The 20,283-nt window shown below is 70.3% G+C and carries 19 protein-coding genes; 12 read left to right on the top strand and 7 right to left on the bottom strand.

What is annotated here, in order from left to right:
- The first annotated feature begins 94 nt into the window (after window positions 1-94).
- Window positions 95-316: a helix-turn-helix domain-containing protein gene (locus ACFZBT_RS07785; RefSeq protein ID WP_391099670.1), complete on the top strand. Its 222-nt coding sequence runs from the start codon at window positions 95-97 to the stop codon at window positions 314-316.
- A 133-nt stretch (window positions 317-449) separates the two neighbouring features.
- Here the strand turns inward: ACFZBT_RS07785 and ychF are convergent, their stop codons facing one another.
- Complete coding sequence (gene ychF, locus ACFZBT_RS07780) at window positions 450-1,538, bottom strand: redox-regulated ATPase YchF (RefSeq protein WP_391099668.1); 1,089 nt, start codon at window positions 1,536-1,538, stop codon at window positions 450-452.
- 171 nt (window positions 1,539-1,709) lie between these two features.
- Between ychF and ACFZBT_RS07775 the strand changes: the two genes are divergently transcribed.
- Complete coding sequence (locus ACFZBT_RS07775) at window positions 1,710-2,276, top strand: DUF6542 domain-containing protein (protein ID WP_391099665.1); 567 nt, start codon at window positions 1,710-1,712, stop codon at window positions 2,274-2,276.
- 35 nt (window positions 2,277-2,311) lie between these two features.
- Here the strand turns inward: ACFZBT_RS07775 and ppgK are convergent, their stop codons facing one another.
- Together ppgK and ACFZBT_RS07765 are read right to left on the bottom strand one after the other, a co-directional pair.
- Window positions 2,312-3,058, bottom strand: a complete 747-nt coding sequence (gene ppgK, locus ACFZBT_RS07770) for a polyphosphate--glucose phosphotransferase (protein ID WP_391099663.1) — start codon at window positions 3,056-3,058, stop codon at window positions 2,312-2,314.
- A gap of 69 nt (window positions 3,059-3,127) precedes the next feature.
- Window positions 3,128-4,189 carry a 4-hydroxy-3-methylbut-2-enyl diphosphate reductase gene (locus tag ACFZBT_RS07765; protein ID WP_391099661.1) on the bottom strand — a complete coding sequence of 354 codons (1,062 nt, stop codon included), beginning with the start codon at window positions 4,187-4,189 and terminating at the stop codon, window positions 3,128-3,130.
- A gap of 153 nt (window positions 4,190-4,342) precedes the next feature.
- On the opposite strand from ACFZBT_RS07765, the gene xseA reads away from it, so the two are divergent.
- The 3 genes from xseA to ACFZBT_RS07750 all read left to right on the top strand — a co-directional run bounded on the left by xseA (window position 4,343) and on the right by ACFZBT_RS07750 (window position 6,531).
- Window positions 4,343-5,551, top strand: coding sequence for an exodeoxyribonuclease VII large subunit (gene xseA / locus ACFZBT_RS07760; protein ID WP_391099658.1), 1,209 nt, complete (start codon window positions 4,343-4,345; stop codon window positions 5,549-5,551).
- 9 nt (window positions 5,552-5,560) lie between these two features.
- Complete coding sequence (locus ACFZBT_RS07755) at window positions 5,561-5,806, top strand: exodeoxyribonuclease VII small subunit (RefSeq protein WP_391099656.1); 246 nt, start codon at window positions 5,561-5,563, stop codon at window positions 5,804-5,806.
- 134 nt (window positions 5,807-5,940) lie between these two features.
- Entirely contained in the window at window positions 5,941-6,531 is a 591-nt protein-coding gene (locus ACFZBT_RS07750) for a malonic semialdehyde reductase (protein WP_391099653.1), read from the top strand.
- A 75-nt stretch (window positions 6,532-6,606) separates the two neighbouring features.
- Here ACFZBT_RS07750 and ACFZBT_RS07745 read toward each other — a convergent pair whose 3' ends face one another.
- Window positions 6,607-7,131, bottom strand: coding sequence for a DUF4245 family protein (locus tag ACFZBT_RS07745; protein WP_391099650.1), 525 nt, complete (start codon window positions 7,129-7,131; stop codon window positions 6,607-6,609).
- 127 nt (window positions 7,132-7,258) lie between these two features.
- On the opposite strand from ACFZBT_RS07745, the gene glpX reads away from it, so the two are divergent.
- On the top strand, window positions 7,259-8,293 hold the full coding sequence (gene glpX, locus ACFZBT_RS07740) for a class II fructose-bisphosphatase (protein WP_382490272.1): 1,035 nt from the start codon (window positions 7,259-7,261) through the stop codon (window positions 8,291-8,293).
- 68 nt (window positions 8,294-8,361) lie between these two features.
- On the opposite strand, the gene ACFZBT_RS07735 is transcribed toward glpX, so the two are convergent.
- Together ACFZBT_RS07735 and ACFZBT_RS07730 are read right to left on the bottom strand one after the other, a co-directional pair.
- Window positions 8,362-8,739, bottom strand: a complete 378-nt coding sequence (locus ACFZBT_RS07735) for a WhiB family transcriptional regulator (RefSeq protein ID WP_215118824.1) — start codon at window positions 8,737-8,739, stop codon at window positions 8,362-8,364.
- A gap of 174 nt (window positions 8,740-8,913) precedes the next feature.
- The gene (locus ACFZBT_RS07730; protein ID WP_391099647.1) at window positions 8,914-9,615 is read right to left on the bottom strand and encodes a DUF1707 domain-containing protein; all 702 of its coding nucleotides are present in this window, start codon (window positions 9,613-9,615) and stop codon (window positions 8,914-8,916) included.
- Between the two features lie 188 nt (window positions 9,616-9,803).
- Here ACFZBT_RS07730 and ACFZBT_RS07725 point away from each other — a divergent pair, with 188 nt between their 5' ends.
- The 4 genes from ACFZBT_RS07725 (at window position 9,804) to ACFZBT_RS07710 (ending at window position 16,364) form a co-directional block, all read left to right on the top strand.
- On the top strand, window positions 9,804-11,474 hold the full coding sequence (locus ACFZBT_RS07725; RefSeq protein ID WP_391099644.1) for a FumA C-terminus/TtdB family hydratase beta subunit: 1,671 nt from the start codon (window positions 9,804-9,806) through the stop codon (window positions 11,472-11,474).
- Between the two features lie 232 nt (window positions 11,475-11,706).
- Window positions 11,707-13,110 (top strand): aspartate ammonia-lyase, encoded by a 1,404-nt coding sequence (locus ACFZBT_RS07720; RefSeq protein WP_391099641.1) that lies wholly within the window; start codon window positions 11,707-11,709, stop codon window positions 13,108-13,110.
- An 83-nt stretch (window positions 13,111-13,193) separates the two neighbouring features.
- Window positions 13,194-13,886, top strand: coding sequence for a DUF402 domain-containing protein (locus ACFZBT_RS07715; RefSeq protein WP_391099639.1), 693 nt, complete (start codon window positions 13,194-13,196; stop codon window positions 13,884-13,886).
- A gap of 333 nt (window positions 13,887-14,219) precedes the next feature.
- Window positions 14,220-16,364, top strand: coding sequence for a SpoIIE family protein phosphatase (locus ACFZBT_RS07710; protein WP_391099637.1), 2,145 nt, complete (start codon window positions 14,220-14,222; stop codon window positions 16,362-16,364).
- Window positions 16,365-16,424: 60 nt separating this feature from the next.
- Here the strand turns inward: ACFZBT_RS07710 and ACFZBT_RS07705 are convergent, their stop codons facing one another.
- A complete protein-coding gene (locus tag ACFZBT_RS07705; RefSeq protein ID WP_391099635.1) occupies window positions 16,425-18,713 on the bottom strand; it encodes a transglycosylase domain-containing protein in 2,289 nt (762 codons plus the stop codon).
- Between the two features lie 260 nt (window positions 18,714-18,973).
- On the opposite strand from ACFZBT_RS07705, the gene ACFZBT_RS07700 reads away from it, so the two are divergent.
- Both ACFZBT_RS07700 and ACFZBT_RS07695 read left to right on the top strand, forming a co-directional pair.
- Window positions 18,974-19,909 (top strand): SPFH domain-containing protein, encoded by a 936-nt coding sequence (locus ACFZBT_RS07700; RefSeq protein WP_391099633.1) that lies wholly within the window; start codon window positions 18,974-18,976, stop codon window positions 19,907-19,909.
- Window positions 19,906-20,175: a hypothetical protein gene (locus ACFZBT_RS07695; protein WP_391099631.1), complete on the top strand. Its 270-nt coding sequence runs from the start codon at window positions 19,906-19,908 to the stop codon at window positions 20,173-20,175. Before ACFZBT_RS07700 ends, ACFZBT_RS07695 begins: the two co-directional genes overlap by 4 nt.
- Window positions 20,176-20,283 lie beyond the last annotated feature (108 nt).

Genomic DNA, 20,283 nt, shown 5'->3' with positions numbered 1-20,283 from the left:
AAGCCCCCCCTCCAAGCCGACCAGCAACAGTGGCGCCTGAGGCAGCCGACCAACCAACACGCTCCCAGGCCGCATCAGCCCCGAGGAAGCCGGCGTGACGGTCTTCGGCGGTGCGCGCCGCGTCCCCGGGCTGCGCCGCGAGGAGGTCGCCCAGCTCGTGGACGTGAGCACCGCATACTCCACCCGGATGGAACGCGGGAACCTACGCGGCGTCTCCGAGAGCGTCCTGCGTTCACTCGCCCGCACCCTACGCATGGGCGAGCATTCTCATCCCGTGCCAGCACCATCTCAGAACGGCAGGGATGAGCAGGGGTGATGACAGGTGACGAGGGATCAGCTATCCCAGCACCATCCCAGCACGGGAAAGAACAAGGGGCCCGCCCCCGAAGGGTCGAACCCCTTCTGACCTGCACGTTTGCCAGATCAGCGAAGTGGCGCTGAGTCACCCGCTACACATTGAAGCGGAACTCGACCACATCCCCGTCCTGCATCACATACTCCTTGCCCTCCATACGCGCCTTCCCCTTCGCGCGGGCCTCCGCGACCGAGCCCGTCTCCACCAGGTCGCCGAAGGAGATGACCTCCGCCTTGATGAAGCCCTTCTGGAAGTCGGTGTGGATGACGCCGGCCGCCTCGGGGGCCGTGGCGCCCTTCTTGATGGTCCAGGCGCGGGATTCCTTGGGGCCGGCCGTGAGGTAGGTCTGGAGGCCGAGGGTGTTGAAGCCGACGTGGGCGAGGGTGGCGAGGCCGGGCTCGTCCTGGCCGACGGACTGGAGGAGTTCGAGGGCCTCGTCCTCGTCGAGCTCGGCGAGGTCCGCCTCCAGCTTGGCGTTGAGGAAGATCGCCTCGGCGGGGGCGACCAGGGCCCGCTGCTCGTTCTTGAAGTCCTCGTCGACCAGTTCGTCCTCGTCGACGTTGAAGACGTAGAGGAACGGCTTGGTGGTGAGCAGGTGCAGGTCGTGCAGGAGCTCGTTGCGCTCGCTGCCCTGGACGATCCCGTGGGCGAAGAGGGTGTCGCCCTTCTCCAGGATCTCCTTGGCCTCCTCGACGGCCTTGACCTTCGGGGCGATGTCCTTCTTGATGCGCGACTCCTTCTGGAGGCGCGGAAGGACCTTCTCGATCGTCTGGAGGTCCGCCAGGATCAGCTCGGTGTTGATGGTCTCGATGTCGTCCTTGGGCGAGACCTTGCCGTCGACGTGTACGACGTTCTCGTCCGCGAAGGCGCGGATGACCTGGCAGATCGCGTCCGACTCACGGATGTTCGCCAGGAACTTGTTGCCCAGGCCCTCGCCCTCGGACGCGCCGCGGACGATGCCCGCGATGTCGACGAAGTCGACCGTGGCCGGGAGGACCTTCTCTGACTTGAAGATCTCGGCCAGCTTGCCGAGCCGCGGGTCGGGGACGCCGACGACGCCCACGTTCGGCTCGATGGTGGCGAACGGGTAGTTGGCCGCCAGCACGTCGTTCTTGGTCAGGGCGTTGAACAGGGTCGACTTGCCGACATTCGGCAGACCGACGATTCCGATCGTGAGCGACACGTTGCGACTTCCCGTGAGTGGAGAGGGCCAGGGGGCCAGGGGACCGGCCGATCCACCAGTCTACGGCGTACCCGCAAGCCGCCCGGCGGGCCTGTCGAACGCTTGGCCAAGCCTCGGCCCACGGCGTGTCTGATGGGCGATTCGGCATATTGAACGACCTACGTTGGTGCAGTGGAGCAATACAGGACGCGACCTGCCCGGCACGGACCGCGACGCGACGGACCGGGATCGTCACTGCCGCCCCAGGCGAAACGAGGAGCGGGAGGAGCCGGCAGTGAGGCGGCGGGACGGCGGCCCGCGCCCGCGTCGGCGGGGGCCGCGCCCACTGCGGGACGGCTGCCGAATCCCCGGCTGACCGGGCTGGGCAGCGGACTGTTCAGCGGCGTGGTGATGTTCCTGCTCGGCGGGGTGTGCGCGGTGCTGTTCGGCGCGTCGCTGACGGCGTACGGCGTGCTGTTCCTGCCGGTGTGTGTGCTGACCGCCGTCTGGGTGCGCCGGGGGGATCTGATGATCGCGCCCGTCGTCGTGCCGATCGCGTTCGCCGTGGGGCTGCTGCCGATGGCCGACGGCGACGGAGGCACCGGCGGCAGGCTGATGGGACTGGTGACGGCGCTCGCCACGCAGGCCGGGTGGCTGTACGGGGGAACGCTCGTCGCCGGGCTCATCGTCATCGTCCGGCGGATCCGGCTGGTGCACCGGCGGCGGGCGGCGGCAGCCGGGTCACGTCCGCCGGGGTGACATCTGCCGGGCCCCGAAGAGCCGTCTGAAGCGGCCTAGTGCCCGGCCGCCCGCATCGCCGCCCCCACGATCCCCGCGTTGTTCTGCAGCTGCGCCGGGACGATCTCCGCCTCGATGCCCTCGATGTGGGGCAGGAACTTGTGGGACTTGCGGCTGACGCCGCCGCCGATGATGAACAGCTCCGGCGAGAACAGCATCTCGACGTGGGCGAGGTACTTGCGCACGCGGTGCGACGCCCAGTGCTCCCACGTCATGTCGTGGTCCTCCCGGGCCTTGCTGGAGGCCCGCTTCTCCGCGTCGTGCCCGTCCAGCTCCAGATGGCCCAGCTCGGTGTTGGGGACGAGGGCGCCGTCGATGAAGACCGCGCTGCCGATGCCCGTACCGAGCGTGAGCACGATCACCGTGCCGTGGCGGCCGCGGCCGGCGCCGAAGTGCATCTCGGCGACGCCCGCCGCGTCCGCGTCGTTCACCACCGTCACCGGCAGGCCGCCCAGCCGTTCGCCGAGCAGCGCGCGGGCGTCGGTGTCGATCCAGCTGTCGTCGACGTTGGCCGCCGTACGGATCACGGCTCCGTCGGTGACCACGCCCGGGAAGGTGACCCCGATCGGGCCCGTCCAGCCGAAGTGGTCGACGACCTCCTTGACGCCGTCGGCCACCCCGTCGGGCGTGGCCGGGTGCGGGGTGAGGACCTTGTGACGCTCCTGCGCCAGGTCACCCTTGTCCAGGTCCACCGGGGCGCCCTTGATCCCGGAACCGCCGATGTCCACACCGAAGATCTGCATGGCCCCACGCTACGACGAACGACTGACAGTCACAGGCCGGACGGCTGTCACCGCCCAGCCCGTTCGCGATCACTCCCCGGAATTTTCACCGGCCCCGGTACCGGTACCGCTCCCGGTGCCAGTGCCGGTTCCCTCCCCGCCGCGCTCGGCGGCCAGCGTCGCCGCCTCCTCGCGCAGGTCGCGGCGCAGCTCCTTCGGCAGGGAGAACGTGATGGACTCCTCGGCCGCCTTGACGAGCTCGACGTCCTCGAAGCCGCGCTGCGAGAGCCACTCCAGGACCTGCTCGACCAGGACCTCCGGGACGGAGGCACCCGAGGTGACGCCGACCGTGGAGACGCCCTCCAGCCAGGCCTCGTCGATCTCGTCGGCGAAGTCCACGAGGTAGGCCTCGCGCGCACCCGCGTTCTTGGCGACCTCCACGAGCCGCACGGAGTTGGAGGAGTTGCGGGAGCCGACCACGATCACCAGCTCCGACTCGGCGCCCATCTGCTTCACGGCCAGCTGGCGGTTCTGCGTGGCGTAGCAGATGTCGTCGCTGGGCGGGGAGATGAGCTGCGGGAACTTCTCCTGCAACGCGTCGACGGTCTCCATGGTCTCGTCGACGGACAGCGTGGTCTGGGAGAGCCAGACGACCTTGGACGGGTCGCGGACCTCGACCTTCGCGACATCGCCCGGCCCGTCGACCAGCTGGATGTGCTCGGGGGCCTCACCGGAGGTGCCGATGACCTCCTCGTGGCCCTCGTGGCCGATCAGGAGGATGTCGTAGTCCTCCTTGGCGAACCGGACGGCTTCCTTGTGGACCTTGGTGACCAGGGGGCAGGTGGCGTCGATGGTGGCGAGGCGGCCGCGCTCGGCCTCCTCGTGGACGACAGGGGCAACGCCGTGTGCGGAGAACATGACGATGTTCCCCGGGGGCACTTCCTCCGTCTGCTCGACGAAGATCGCGCCCTTCTTCTCCAGGGTCTGCACGACGTACTTGTTGTGGACGATCTCATGCCGGACGTAGACCGGAGCCCCGTACTGCTCCAGCGCTTTCTCGACGGCGATGACGGCGCGGTCCACACCCGCGCAGTAGCCACGGGGGGCGGCGAGCAGGACACGGCGGCCAGGCGAAGCAGACATGCGTCCCATCGTAAGGCCGCGTTCGGCAGGCCGAAGATCGCACCGGTCCGGTGGTGCCGACGGCGCGGGACAGCCGGCGGGACGCGTGGACGCCCTGAGCACGGAGGACACCTCCCGAGCGGCTGAACCGTGTTGTCAGCGGCGCCCACTACCCTCGCGGGCATGGCTGTGAACACGTCCGCGGAATCCCCGCTCCCCGTCGGTGAGGTGTCGCGGCTCATCGGCGGATGGATCGACCGGCTCGGCGCGGTGTGGGTCGAGGGGCAGATCACGCAGTTGTCGCGGCGGCCGGGCGCCGGTGTGGTGTTCCTTACGCTGCGCGACCCGTCGTACGACATCTCCGTCGGCGTCACCTGCTACCGGCAGGTGTTCGACGCCGTCGCGGACGTGGTGAGCGAGGGCGCCCGGGTCGTCGTCCTCGCGAAGCCGGAGTGGTACGCGCCGCGGGGGCAGCTGTCGCTGCGGGCCGCCGAGATAAGGCCCGTCGGTGTCGGGGAGCTGCTGGCGCGCCTGGAGCAGCTGAAGAAGGCCCTCGCGCGCGAGGGGCTGTTCGCCCCGGAGCGGAAGAAGCCGCTGCCGTTCCTGCCGCAGCTCGTGGGGCTGGTCTGCGGACGGGCCTCGGCCGCCGAGCGCGACGTCCTGGAGAACGCCCGGCACCGCTGGCCCGCCGTCCGCTTCGAGGTGCGCAACGTCGCCGTGCAGGGCGTGCACGCCGTGCCGCAGGTCGCGCAGGCCGTGAAGGAGCTCGACGCGATCGAGGACGTCGACGTGATCATCGTCGCGCGGGGCGGCGGCAGTGTGGAGGACCTGCTGCCGTTCTCCGACGAGCAGCTGATCCGGACGGTCTCCCAGTGCCGTACGCCCGTGGTGTCCGCGATCGGGCACGAGCCCGACAACCCGCTCCTCGACCACGTCGCCGACCTGCGCGCCTCCACCCCGACCGACGCCGCCAAGAAGGTCGTACCCGACGTCGGCGAGGAGTACGAGCGGGTGCGGCTGCTGCGGGACCGGGCGCGGCGGTGCGTGGCGGCGCTGGTCGAGCGGGAGGAGCGCGGGCTGGCGCATGCCCTCGCGCGGCCGTCGATAGAGGACCCGCACCGGATGATCGACGAGCGCGCCGACCATGTGGCGGACCTGCTCGACCGGGGCCGGCGCTGCCTGCGGCACCAGCTCGACCGGGCCGACTCGGAGCTGACGCACACGCACGCGCGCGTGGTGGCCCTCTCCCCCGCCGCGACCCTGAAGCGCGGGTACGCCGTGCTGCAGAAGGCGGACGGGCACGCCGTCCGCGATCCCGGCGAGGTGGAGGCCGGTGAGGCGCTGCGCGCCCGGGTCTCCGAGGGTGAGTTCTCCGTACGAGTGGACACATAGGGTGGGTGGATGACCAGCGAGGTTGATGAGGCGCCGGGCACGACCGAGGCGCTCGGGTACGAGCAGGCGCGGGACGAGCTGATCGAGGTCGTCCGGCGCCTGGAGGCGGGCGGCACGACGCTGGAGGAGTCCCTCGCGCTCTGGGAGCGCGGCGAGGAGCTGGCCAAGGTCTGCCGGCGCTGGCTGGACGGGGCGCGGGCGAGGCTGGACGCGGCGCTGGCCGAGGAGGCCGCGGAGGACGAGGACACCGAGTAGGCCGGGCGGGACCGGGCCGGTCCGTGCCGGGTGACACACGACACCCTCAGGTTAGTTGAACGTTGAACTTCACTCGCGTACGGTCGAAGACGTCAGCCGATCTTCCGGACCGACCGTCGCGAGAAAGTGCATCCATGTCCCTCGTTCTTGACCCCGCCGCCCAGGACCTGCTGTTCCGCGAGGCCCGCACCGCCAACGCCTTCACCGACGAGCCGGTGACCGACGAGCAGGTGCAGGCGATCTACGACCTGGTCAAGTACGGTCCGACGGCCTTCAACCAGACCCCGCTGCGCATCACCCTGGTCCGCTCCCCCGAGGCCCGCGAGCGCCTGGTGCCGCACCTGGCCGAGGGCAACCGCGCCAAGACGGCGAGCGCCCCGCTGGTCGCGATCCTCTCCGCGGACAACGAGTTCCACGAGGAGCTGCCGCACCTGTTCCCGGCCGCGCCGCAGATCAAGGACGTCTTCTTCACCGAGCGCCCGGTCCGCGAGAACGCCGCCGGGCTGAACGCCGCCCTCCAGGCCGCGTACTTCATCGTCGGCGTCCGCGCCGCCGGTCTCGCCGCCGGCCCGATGACCGGCTTCGACTTCGAGGGCGTGCGCAAGGAGTTCCTGGACGACGACCACACCCCGCTGATGATCGTCAACATCGGCCGCCCGGGCCCGGACGCCTGGCACCCGCGCTCCCCGCGCCTGGAGTTCGACCAGGTCGTCACCACGGTCTGAGAACCCCTCCCGGACACGGACAAGGCCCCCGGCACCGCGCCGAGGGCCTTCGTCATGCCTACGGGAGTGCGCGGCTCACTCCGTCCTCAGCGCCTCCGCCATCTTCGACAGCTGCGCGAACGACGCGGTGCCCGTGACGACCGTCGTCGAGCCCTTGGCGCCTTCGAGGACCAGCGCGTCGTACCGGCCGCCCTCGTAGCGGGTCCACGTCCGGCCGGCGATCTTCTCGGTCTGCCCGGTCTCCCGCGCGCCCTGGGTCGCCTCGTCGAGGAAGACGGGGCGCCGCTGAGTGGACTGCTCGACCGCCACGTACTCCCCCTCGGGATCGTGGAAGCCGAGATGCCAGGTGTCGAAGTCCTCGCCCCGGTAGCGGACGGAGGTGGCCTTCCACCCGTCGGTCAGGCCCTCGGGCGCGGCCACGGGGTACGGGGCGGCGCGGCGTGCCGTGAGCAGTTCGACCCGGTAGTCGACCACCTTGGTGTCCTGCGGGGTGTCGTCGTGCGGGATGAAGAGGTACACGAAGCCCGCCACGAGGACGATGACGCCCATCGAGAGGATCATGTCCCGCGCCGTTTTCTGCTTACCGTTCGTGCCTGCCACGCCCCCTATCGTCGCAGGTCTCCGGAGTGCTCATCCGTGGGGGCCCCTGCTCATTTTGCGCACTCGGAGATAGAGTCGGGCGACAAAGCCCTCATCCGGCCGTCGTCGTACAGAAAGGTGCGCTCCGATGACCGAGCATCATCACTTGCCGTCCGAACTTGATGTGCCCTCCGAGGCCCCCGACCGCAACCTCGCCCTGGAACTGGTCCGGGTGACAGAGGCGGCGGCGATGGCCGCGGGCCGTTGGGTGGGACGCGGAGACAAGAACGGCGCCGACGGCGCCGCGGTGCGCGCCATGCGGACCCTCGTCTCCACCGTCTCGATGAACGGCGTCGTCGTCATCGGCGAGGGCGAGAAGGACGAAGCCCCCATGCTGTTCAACGGGGAGCGCGTCGGGGACGGGACCGGGCCCGAGTGCGACATCGCCGTGGACCCGATCGACGGCACCACGCTGACCGCGAAGGGCATGACGAACGCGATCGCGGTGCTGGCCGCGGCCGAGCGCGGCTCCATGTTCGACCCGTCGGCGGTCTTCTACATGGACAAGCTCGTCACCGGCCCCGAGGCCGCCGACTTCGTCGACATCAACGCGCCGGTGTCGGTGAACATCCGCCGGGTCGCCAAGGCCAAGCGGTCCGCGCCCGAGGACGTGACGGTGGTGATCCTTGACCGGCCGCGGCACGAGGGCATCATCAAGGAGATCCGGGAGGCCGGTGCGCGGATCAGGCTGATCTCCGACGGCGACGTGGCCGGCTCGATCCTGGCGCTGCGCGAGGGCACGGGCGTCGACCTGCTGCTCGGCATCGGCGGTACGCCGGAGGGCATCATCTCGGCCTGCGCGGTGAAGTGCCTGGGCGGCACGATCCAGGGCAAGCTGTGGCCCAAGGACGACGAGGAGCGGCAGCGGGCCCTCGACGCCGGGCACGATCTGGACCGGGTGCTGACCACGGAGGATCTGGTCACCGGCGAGAACGTGTTCTTCGTGGCGACCGGGATCACGGACGGGGAGCTGCTGCGGGGGGTTCGCTACCGTGCGGAGACCGCCACGACCGACTCCATCGTGATGCGGTCGCGGTCGGGCACGGTCCGCAGAATCGATTCCGAGCACCGCCTGAGCAAGCTGCGGGCGTACAGCGCGATCGACTTCGACAAGGGGAAGTGACCCACCCGGAGGATCCGCTGAAAAGAGGGCGCCCCCGGTGCGGTGGGGGCGCCCTCTTCCGCTGTCGCTCAGCCTGCCGCGGCTATGCGGTCCGAGGAGTGGGCCGCCTTCTTCAGCTCCAGGTCGCGACGGCGGCGCCGGGCCAGGACCACGCGGCGTTCCGCTGCGGTCAGGCCGCCCCAGACGCCGTACGGTTCGGGCTGGAGCAGGGCGTGTTCGCGGCATTCGACCATCACCGGACAGCGGGCGCAGACCCGCTTCGCCGCCTCCTCGCGGGAGAGCCGGGCCGCGGTGGGCTCCTTGGAGGGAGCGAAGAACAGGCCCGCTTCGTCCCGCCGGCACACCGCCTCGGTGTGCCACGGGGCGTCTTGATCCCTGTCTCGCGCTGGCACCCGCGGGGCCGGAACGGCAGCTACCTGCAGGGACGAATGCGGCGGTTGCAGCACGGTCTACTCCTGACGACGGCTTCGCGAGCGAGAGACGATGCAGCAAGGCCTACCCGCTGTACCCGCGCCTATGCACTGAGTTCCGAACCGCTGGATTCGCCCCGTTCGCAGGGTCCGTGGGGCCGTGTCACCGGTGCACCGATTTGCTCCGGACCCGGGGCGGATTCGCGACCGTCAATGATCCAGGTGCTTGCGCAGACTCCTGTCGACCTTGCGCTGCACCCGGTCCAGGATGTCCGCGACGAACCTGCCGCGCTTGGGCCGCGCCTCGACGCTGCCCAGGAGGGCCCAGCCGTCGACGAAGACGACCGGGGCCTGAGGCTCGTCCGAGTCGAGGGTGTCCACCTCGAAGCTGCCGAGCACACCGCCGCCCATGCCGCGCAGCGACACGTTCTCCGGGACGCGGATGTCGACACTGCCGAAGACCGCGAACGACTTGATCACGACCTGCTGGTGGTCGAAGAGGGCCTCACTGAGGTCTATCTCGACACTGCCGAAGACCGCGTAGGCGTGGATGCGGCGGCCCACTCGCCGGCGGCCCTTGCGGGCGGCGGCGCCGAAGATCGCGACCACGTTGTCGTCGGGGTCCATCGGAAGGGCGCCGGCGGCAGGGCGGTAGGGGGCCGGCGCGGGGGACGGGGCCGGGCCCCGGCGGTGGGCGGCGGGCAGGTCCCGTATGAACACCTCCAGCTCGCCGACCGTCTTGGCGCGCAGCACCCCGTCGACCCGCTCGGCGTGCTCGTCCGCGGTGAGGCGGCCCTCGGCGAGGGCGTCGTGCAGGATGTCGGCGATGCGGTCGCGCTCGGCGTCGGAGGCGCGGAACTCGGAGCCGGCGGGCGCCCCTTGCGTCTGAAGGTCCTGCTTCTGAAGGTCCACGGCAGCAGCGTACCGAAACACGATAGATCGCGACACCCCTCACTCGCGTCCTTTGCGAGCCCCTGACCACGACCCGACCGTGACGAACTGAGCCTTACCTCACAAGCTCGCCGCCGGAGGCAGGTTCTACGCTGGTGGGCGCTCGCCAAAGGAGGCGGGTCGCGTCTGTCGAGTGAGGAATGGGCGAGATGCCTGAGTTCGCGTACACCGATCTGCTCCCCCAGGGAGAGGACACCACCCCGTACCGGCTGGTGACCTCCGAGGGTGTCTCCACGGTCGAGGGGCCGGACGGGCGGACCTTCCTCAAGGTGGAGCCGGAGGCGCTGCGCAAGCTCGCCGAGGAGGCCATCCACGACATCCAGCACTACCTGCGCCCCGCCCACCTCACGCAGCTGCGCCGCATCATCGACGACCCCGAGGCGTCCGGCAACGACAAGTTCGTGGCGCTGGACCTGCTGAAGAACGCGAACATCGCGGCGGCGGGCGTCCTCCCCATGTGCCAGGACACCGGCACGGCGATCGTCATGGGCAAGCGCGGACAGAACGTGCTCACGGAGGGCGGCGACGAGGCGGCCCTCTCGCGCGGCATCTACGACGCGTACCAGAACCTGAACCTGCGGTACTCGCAGATGGCCCCGCTGACCATGTGGGACGAGAAGAACACGGGCTCCAACCTGCCGGCGCAGATCGAGCTGTACGCGACCGACGGCGGCGCCTACAAGTTCCTCTTCATGGCCAAGGGCGGCGGCTCGGCCAACAAGTCGTTCCTGTACCAGGAGACGAAGGCCGTCCTGAACGAGGCCTCCATGATGAAGTTCCTGGAGGAGAAGATCCGCTCGCTCGGTACGGCCGCCTGCCCGCCGTACCACCTGGCGATCGTGGTCGGCGGTACGTCCGCCGAGTACGCGCTGAAGACGGCGAAGTACGCCTCCGCGCACTACCTGGACGAGATCCCGTCGGAGGGCTCGGAGCTCGGGCACGGCTTCCGGGACGAGGACCTGGAGCAGAAGGTCTTCGAGCTGACGCAGAAGATCGGGATCGGGGCGCAGTTCGGCGGCAAGTACTTCTGCCACGACGTGCGCGTCGTGCGGCTGCCCCGGCACGGGGCGTCCTGCCCGGTCGCCATCGCGGTGTCCTGCTCCGCCGACCGCCAGGCCGTCGCGAAGATCACGGCCGAGGGCGTCTTCCTGGAGCAGCTGGAGAAGGACCCGGCGCGGTTCCTGCCGGAGACGACGGACGAGCAGCTGGAGTCCGAGGGCGACGTCGTCAAGATCGACCTGAACCAGCCGATGGACGAGATCCTGGCCGAGCTCACGAAGTACCCGGTGAAGACCCGCCTGTCGCTGACCGGCCCGCTGGTCGTGGCGCGTGACATCGCGCACGCCAAGATCAAGGAGCGGCTGGACGCGGGCGAGGAGATGCCGCAGTACCTGAAGGACCACCCGGTGTACTACGCGGGTCCCGCGAAGACGCCCGAGGGGTACGCGTCCGGCTCCTTCGGCCCCACCACGGCCGGCCGGATGGACTCCTACGTGGAGCAGTTCCAGGCGGCGGGCGGCTCCAAGGTGATGCTGGCCAAGGGCAACCGCAGCAAGCAGGTCACCGACGCCTGCGGCTCGCACGGCGGCTTCTACCTCGGCTCCATCGGCGGCCCGGCCGCCCGTCTCGCCCAGGACTGCATCAAGAAGGTCGAGGTCGTCGAGTACGAGGAGCTCGGCATGGAGGCGGTCTGGAAGATCGAGGTCGAGGACTTCCCGGCGTTCATCGTCGTGGACGACAAGGGCAACGACTTCTTCCAGGACCCGGCGCCCGCGCCGACGTTCACGTCGATTCCGGTGCGGGGGCCTGGGCTGGCGTAGTGCCTCGGGTGCGGCGGGGGATGGATCTCGCCCCCGCCGCCCCTGCCCGTCCCGTCCCGTCCTCCAGGGACTTCGCCCCTTCGACCCCGCCCGGGCTCCGCCCCGGACCCCGTTCGGACGAAGGGCCTCGTCCTCAAACGCCGGACGGGCTGCCGTCAGAGGGGTGACTAGTCGCCTCCACGGGGAACAGTGGTCGCGTCGCGGACGCTGTGCCACGTGGAGGTGATCGTCGATGACCGACGAGCAGGACAGGACCGAGTACCGCATCGAGCACGACTCCATGGGCGAGGTGCGGGTGCCCGCCCACGCCAAGTGGCGGGCCCAGACCCAGCGTGCGGTGGAGAACTTCCCGGTCTCCGGGCAGCGCATCGAGCGGGCGCACATCGAGGCGCTGGCGCGGATCAAGGGGGCGGCGGCCAAGGTCAACGCCGAGCTGGGGGTCCTGGACAAGGAGATCGCCGACGCGATCCAGTCGGCCGCCGCCGAGGTCGCCGAGGGGAAGTGGGACGAGCACTTCCCGGTCGACGTGTTCCAGACCGGGTCCGGGACCTCGTCCAACATGAACACCAACGAGGTCATCGCCACCCTGGCCACCGAGCGGCTGGGCAGGAGCGTGCATCCCAACGACCACGTCAACGCCTCCCAGTCGTCGAACGACGTCTTCCCCTCGTCGATCCACATCGCCGCCACCGCCGCGGTCATCCGCGATCTCGTCCCGGCCCTGGAGCATCTTTCGGCCGCCCTCGGGCGCAAGGCCGAGGAGTTCGGCGATGTCGTGAAGTCGGGGCGGACCCATCTGATGGACGCCACCCCCGTGACGCTGGGCCAGGAGTTCGGCGGCTACGCCGCCCAGGTGCGGTACGGCGTCGAGCGCCTTGAGGCCTCCCTCCCCCGGCTCGCCGAACTGCCCCTCGGCGGCACGGCCGTCGGCACCGGCATCAACACCCCGCCCGGGTTCTCCGCCGCCGTGATCGAGGAGGTCGCCCGGACGACCGGGCTGCCCCTGACCGAGGCCCGTGACCACTTCGAGGCGCAGGGCGCCCGGGACGGCGTCGTCGAGACCAGCGGGCAGCTGCGGACCATCGCGGTCGGGCTGACGAAGATCGCCAACGATCTGCGGTGGATGTCCTCCGGACCGCGCACCGGCCTCGCCGAGATCGCCCTGCCGGACCTCCAGCCCGGTTCCTCGATCATGCCGGGCAAGGTGAATCCGGTCATTCCGGAGGCCGTGCTGATGGTGGCGGCCCAGGTCGTCGGGAACGACGCGACCGTGGCCACGGCGGGTGCCGCCGGCAACTTCGAGCTCAACGTCATGCTGCCGGTCATCGCGAAGAACGTGCTGGAGTCGATCCGGCTGCTCGCCAACGTCTCGCGGCTGCTCGCCGACCGGACGGTCGACGGCGTCACCGCCGACCGCGAGCGGGCGCGGGAGTACGCGGAGTCCTCCCCGTCCGTCGTCACACCGCTCAACAAGTACATCGGGTACGAGGAGGCCGCGAAGGTCGCCAAGAAGGCACTGGCCGAGCGGAAGACCATCCGTCAGGTCGTGCTGGACGGCGGGTACGTGGAGCGCGGCGACCTGACCAGGGAGCAGCTCGACGAGGCGCTGGATGTCCTGCGGATGACGCACCCGTGACGATGCGTGGTGCGAGTACGCCCGGCGCGTGAACCATGACACGCGCCGCAGCGTCGTATGCCTATGGCACCTAATATCTGTGCATGGCAGAGGGTGGAGCGGTGAGACGCGTGGAAACGGGTGGTGCGGCGGGCTTCTGGGCGCCCGGGAGCCGGATCCTGTGGCGGTACCGGGAGAACGGCGGCCCGCGTCTGCACATCGTGCGTCCCGTCACGGTCGTACGGGACGACGCGGAGCTGCTCGCCGTGTGGCTGGCGCCGGGCACCGAGTGCGTGAAGCCGGTGCTCGCCGACGGCACCCCCGTGCACCTGGAGCCGCTGGAGTCGCGCTACACCAGGCCGCGCACCGTGCAGCGCGACCGGTGGTTCGGCACGGGCGTCCTGAAGCTGGCCCGGCCCGGCGAGCCCTGGTCGGTGTGGCTGTTCTGGGATCCGGGCTGGCAGTTCAAGAACTGGTACGTGAACCTGGAGGAGCCGCTGGCCCGTTGGGAGGGCGGCGTGGACTCCGTGGACCACTTCCTGGACATTTCCGTCCATCCCGACCGCAGTTGGCACTGGCGGGACGAGGACGAGTTCGCCCAGGCCCGGCGGGACGGGTTGATGGACGGCCAACAGGCGGAAAAGGTACGAGCGGCGGGGCAGGCGGCGGTGGAGGTGATCCGCGCGTGGGGGCCGCCGTTCTCGGAAGGCTGGCAGCACTGGCGCCCGGATCCGTCCTGGGCTGTACCGTCACTGCCTGAGGACTGGGATCGTACGCCCGCGCATGTGTCCTCATGAGACCCTTGATGCGCCCCCGGGCAAGAAACGTAGGATCGTCCTCCGCAAGGGCGCGCGGCGGGTCGCACATCGCAACTACCGCAGCACGCGCTGAGCTTGACCGATCGTCACCGAGGGGCGGCAGGACGTGAGCGAGGGGTACGAGGGCAACACCGGCAGGGCCTGCTCCACGGGCCCCAGGGGCCGTCAGCAGGCCCCTGAGGGCCGCAGACGGCCCGCCGGTGGCACAGAAACAACCTCTGACCACGCGGGGATTCCGTTCCTGGGACACGTATTCCGGGTATCGGAGTTTCGGCGGGACCACCTGCACCTCTGGCGTGCAGCCCCGGACGGATGGATTCGACACGCGTGACGGAGCAGCCGACCTCCTTCGAACGCCCGCAGACGGGCATCGACCCCGCGGACCCCCGCGGGGCGCTCGTGCATACCTCGACACCGGCGCGCACGCCCGGCTCGGGCGCCTTACCGGTACAGGGCCGCCCGTGCGGCGACGCCAGCGTTCCGGCCTCGACGGCGCACACCACGCCGGGCACCTCGGAGCCGGGCACCTCCACGCCGTTCGGCAAGGGCAAGGACACCGTGAGCGACCCCGCCTCCGAGCACTCCCAGCCGGGTGCCGAGCAGACCGCCGAGCGCGAGACCCCGCGGCCGCGCCCCTCCCCCGAGGGCATCCCGGTCCAGCCGGCCGACGAGCAGGACCGGCCTGCGCCGAACCCCGAGGGGCCCGAGCGCCGCAGCGGCCAGAGCCTGCCGCCCGGCAAGCCCACGCCGATGCGGCGGGACGGCGACCGGCTCCGGTTCGTCGGCGCCGCCACCCGGCGGATCGCCCGCGGCATCGATCTCGACGAGATCGTGATGGGGCTGTGCCGGGCCACCGTGCCCACGTTCTCCGACGCGATCCTGGTCTACCTGCGCGACCCGCTGCCCGTCGGCGACGAGCGGCCCACCGGCCCGCTGGTGCTGCGGCTGCGCCGTACCGACCGGATACCGGCGGAGCGCGACACCGAGAACGGCTTCCAGCCGGCCGCGCAGCCCGAACCGGACGAGCTGGACGCGGTCGGCGCCGAGCTGTGCGAGGTGCGTCCCGGCAGCGCGCTCGCCGAGGTCCTGCGGGGCGTGCGCCCGGTTTTCACCGACGCTCCCGCGGCCCGCGCCGCGCTGCCCGAGCTGCTCGGTGAGGGCGGCGAGTTCGCCGTACCGGACGGACAGCGGGCGATCCTGGCCCCGCTGCGCGGCCGGCGCCGGGTCATCGGTGCCGCTCTCTTCCTGCGCCGCCCGGAACGCATCGCCTTCGAGCCCGACGACCTGCTGGTGGCCGCCCAGCTCGCCACGCACAGCGCCCTGGGCATCGACAAGGCGGTGCTGTACGGGCGTGAGGCGTACATCGCGGACGAGCTGCAGCGCACGATGCTGCCCGAGACGCTGCCCCGCCCGACGGGCGTGCGGCTCGCCTCCCGCTATCTGCCGGCGGCGGAGACCGCACGCGTCGGCGGCGACTGGTACGACGCGATCCCACTGCCCGGCAGCCGGGTCGCCCTGGTCGTGGGTGACGTCATGGGCCACTCCATGACCTCGGCCGCGATCATGGGCCAGCTGCGCACCACCGCCCAGACCCTCGCGGGCCTCGACCTGCCGCCGCAGGAGGTGCTGCACCACCTCGACGAACAGGCCCAGCGCCTCGGTGTGGACCGCATGGCGACCTGCCTGTACGCGGTCTACGACCCGGTATCGCACCGCATCACCATCGCCAACGCCGGTCATCCGCCGCCCGTCCTGCTCCATCTGGGCGGCCGGGCCGAGGTGCTGCGTGTGCCGGCCGGTGCCCCGATCGGGGTCGGCGGCGTCGACTTCGAGGCGGTGGAGCTGGACGCGCCCGCCGGCGCGACCCTGGTGCTGTACACCGACGGCCTGGTGGAGTCGCGCCTCAGGGACGTGTGGACCGGCATCGAGCAGCTGCGCGAGAAGCTCGCCGCGACCGCGCAGCTCACCGGTCCCGACCATCCGCCGCCCCTGGAGGCGCTCTGCGACGAGGTGCTCGACATGCTCGGCCCGGGCGACCGGGACGACGACATCGCGCTGCTCGCCGCCCGCTTCGACGGGATCGCTCCCAGCGACGTGGCGTACTGGTTCCTGGAGCCGGAGGACGCCGCCCCCGGCCGGGCCCGCCGCCTCGCCCGGCGCGCGCTGCAGCGCTGGGGCCTCGAGGAACTCAGCGACTCCGTGGAGCTGCTGGTCAGCGAGGTCGTCACCAACGCCGTGCGGTACGCGTCCCGGCCGGTCACGGTGCGCCTGCTGCGGACCGATGTCCTGCGCTGCGAAGTGGGCGACGACGTCCCGCAGTTGCCGCGTCTGCGGCAGGCCCGCGCCACCGACGAGGGCGGACGCGGTCTGTACCTGGTGAACCGGCTGGCCCGGCGCTGGGGTGCGACGCGGCTCAGCACGGGCAAGGTCGTCTGGTTCGAGCTCAACCGCGGCTGACGCACCGAACAGCACGGCGAAAGGGCGCCCGGCGTGATGCCGGGCGCCCGTTCGCGTCGCCTACTCCTCGTCGCCCGGCCTGACCGGGTCGAACGGGTCGCCGTCGGTCGGCGGGGACACCGTCCCCGGGGAGGTCGGCGGTGTGATGGTCGACGGTGACGTCGACGGGCTCGGCGGCGCCGAGGTGCTCGGCTCCTCCGTCGTCGGCGGCGGGGGCGACGACGGCTCCTCGGTCGTCGGCTCCTGCGTGGGCTCCTCGGTCTCCGACTCCGTGGGTGTCGGTGTCCACGTGGGCTGGACGGCCGCGCCCTGCTGGGTGTCCAGGTCGAACTTGGTGACGTCACCCATCACGCCGAAGGTATACGCCGCCCAGATCCGCGCCGGGAAGCCACCGCCGTCGATGCGGGGCTCGCCGAGCGCCTTGTACATCGCGACCTGCGCGTGGGTCTTGGCGTCCTCGCCGAACAGGCCCACCGAGGTGACCAGGTTCGGCGTGTAGCCGGTGAACCAGGCCGACTTGTTGTTGTCGGACGTACCGGTCTTGCCGGCAACCTGCTGGCCGTCGCGCGCGGGGTTGTTCCGTACGGAGGCCTGGGCGGTGCCGTCGTCGACCACGCCGGTGAGCACCGAGGTGACGGAGTCGGCGGCCTCCGGGCTGATGACCTGCTCACCGACCGGGTCGGGCATGGTGACCTTCTGGTTCAGGTGCTCCGCCGACTTCACCAGGGCCGGGGTGACCTTCTTGCCGTGGTTGTCGAGGGTCGCGTAGACGCCGGCCATCTGCAGGGGGCTCGCGCCCATGCTGCCGAGGGTCTGGGCGGGCACGGCCTCCATGTTCTCGGTGTCCATGCCGAGCTTGCCGGCGACGTCGACCACCTTGGACATGCCGACGTCGACGCCCATCTGTGCGAAGACGGAGTTGACGGACTTGTTCATCGCCGTCTGGACGCTGATGGGCCCGTAGTTCTGGTCGTCCTCGTTCTCGGGGGCGAAGCCGACCTTGCTGCCGTCCTCCATGACCTGGCGCTTGCTCGTGCCGTCGTAGACCGTGTTCGCGGTGATCGGCTTGCCGTCCTGCGTCTGTGCCTGTTCCTCCAGGGCCGCGGCCAGGATGACCGGCTTGAAGGTGGAGGCCGGCTGGTAGTCGGCGCGGGTGGCGTTGTTCATGTAGTGCTTGAAGTAGTCCTCGCCGCCGTACATCGCGACCACGGCGCCCGTCTTCGGGTTCACGGACGCGGCGCCGGCCTGGACGTTCCCGTCGACCTTGCGCTTGTCGGGGTCGAGATTGCTGGTCAGCTGCTGCTGGACGGACTTCTCCAGCGCGGCCTGCTTCTTCTTGTCGATGTTGAGGGTGATGGTCCAGCCGCCGGCGTTGACCATCGCCTCGGCTTCCTTGCGGGTGCTCGCGGTGCCGTCGGCGACGAGCTGCTTCTCCAGGGTCGCGTTGGCCGAGTTGACGAGGTAGCCCTTCTGGCCCTCCATGCCGGGGGCGGGCTTGGGCTCCTTGGGCACCGGGAACTTCATGCCGTCACGCTCGGACCGGCTCAGCCAGCCCTCTTCGACCATGTTGTTCAGTACGTAGTTCCAGCGGGCCTTGACCAGTTTCTTACCGCCCTCGGAGGCGACCGCCCAGTCGTACTGGCTCGGTGCCTGGAGGAGCGCGGCGAGGTAGGCGCCCTGCGCGACCGTGAGGTCCTCGGCGTCCTTGCGGTAGTAGGCCTGGGCGGCGGCCTGGATGCCGTAGGCGTTGCGGCCGTAGTAACTGGTGTTGATGTAGCCGGCGAGGATGTAGTCCTTGGACTTCTCCCGGTCCAGCTTCAACGAGATGACCAGTTCCTTCAGCTTGCGCGAGACGGTCTGTTCCTGCGTCAGGTAGTAGTTCTTGACGTACTGCTGGGTGATCGTGGAACCGCCCTGCGAGCCGCGGCCGGCGAGGGTGTTGAACACACCGCGGGCGGTGCCCTTGAGGTCGACGCCGGCGTCCTTGTAGAAGGTCTTGTTCTCGGCGGCGACGAAGGTCTGCCGGACCGGCTTGGGGACCTTGGACAGGTCGACGACCTCGCGGTTGACCTTGCCGTCGCGGGCCATGATCGCGCCGTCGCTGTACTTGTAGATGTTGCTCTGCCGCTTGGCGTCGGCGTTCCCCTCGGGGATGTCGATCACCATGTACAGCACGATGAAGGCGCCCATGCCGAGCAGGCAGAGGCCGAAGAAGGTGCCGAGGATCTTCTTCCAGGTGAAGAGCCTGCGTATGCCGCTCTTCCCGGCCGGGGCCGACGAACGGTGGCTCTTGGGTGCCGCCCGGCGCCCACCGCGCTGTCGGGCGCGTCTCTCTTCCGCTCGTCCCATGGGTCCGATCCGCTCCGCTTCGTTCATGTGTGCTCGTGTGTCACACAGGTTCGCCGCTCAGGTCAGCTCAGAAAGCTAACACCGGGAGATAAGAGATAGGGCTGCCGATCCGGCCCTTTGCGGGCGTGACAATCAGCACCCATCCCTACGGAACCGACGTTCGAGACACGCGTAAGGTTGCCAGGGCGCGATAATGTGATATCACTTAGCTAGACGGACGCTATGCAGGATGGCTCCGCGGAAGAACGGGGGATTCACTCATGTCCACACACGACACGCAGGTCACCGCAGACGTGCCCGAGATGCCGGCGCCACGCGTACGGGAGTTCACGGCACACAGCATCGGAGGCGGGCTCGCTCTGCTCCTCGGCCTGCTCGGACTGCTGGCCGGTGCCGGGCTGATCGCGGCCGCCACGGCGGTGAACGGCGGCGGCGCGAAGGCCGGCCTGATCATCGGCGGCATCCTGGTCGCGCTCGCCGCGTTCCTGGCCATGTGCGGGCTGAACATGGTGGCGCCCGGCGAGGCCCGGGTCGTCCAGCTCTTCGGCCGCTACCGGGGGACGATCCGCCAGGACGGCCTGCGCTGGGTGAACCCGCTCACCTCGCGCACGAAGATCTCGACGCGGGTCCGCAACCACGAGACCGCCGTCCTGAAGGTCAACGACGCCTACGGCAACCCGATCGAGCTCGCCGCGGTCGTGGTGTGGCGGGTCGAGGACACCGCCCAGGCCACCTTCGAGGTGGACGACTACATCGAGTTCGTCTCCACCCAGACCGAGGCGGCCGTGCGGCACATCGCCATCGAGTACCCCTACGACGCGCACGACGAGGACGGCCTCTCGCTGCGCGGCAACGCCGAGGAGATCACCGAGAAGCTCGCCGTCGAACTGCACGCGCGCGTGGAGGCGGCCGGGGTGCAGATCATCGAGTCGCGCTTCACCCACCTCGCGTACGCCCCCGAGATCGCCTCGGCGATGCTCCAGCGGCAGCAGGCCGGCGCGGTCGTCGCGGCCCGGCGGCAGATCGTGGACGGAGCGGTCGGCATGGTGGAGGCCGCGATCGCCCGGATCACCGAGCGGGACATCGTGGAGCTGGACTCCGAGCGGAAGGCGACGATGGTCTCCAACCTGATGGTGGTGCTGTGCGGGGACCGCGCCGCGCAGCCGGTCCTCAATACCGGGTCCCTCTACCAGTGACCACACCGTCCGAGGGTCCGGGCCCGCAGCGCCGGCCGCAGCAGCAGCGCAAGCAGGTGCTGCTGCGGCTGGACCCGGCGGTGTACGAGGCGCTGGCGCGGTGGGCCGGTGACGAGCTGCGGTCGGCGAACGCCCAGATCGAGTTCCTGCTGCGGAAGGCACTGGCCGAGGCGGGGCGCCTGCCGCGGGACACGGGTCCACTGCCTCGGCGTGGGCGGCCGCCCGGGCCCTCCGGGGGCTCCGCCCCCGGACCCCCGTCGGCCTGAACGGCCTCGTCCTCAAGCGCCGGACGGGCTGGGTGTCGCAGAACTGTGACAACCAGCCCCGACCTGCGCTCCCGCACACCCCACCATGCACTGCACACCCGGCGTATA

The organism is Streptomyces sp. NPDC008137 (assembly GCF_042957035.1).
Taxonomy (GTDB): Bacteria; Actinomycetota; Actinomycetes; order Streptomycetales; family Streptomycetaceae; genus Streptomyces.
Note: the sequence above shows the minus strand (reverse complement) of the source record. Positions and strands in the feature narration are given on the sequence as shown.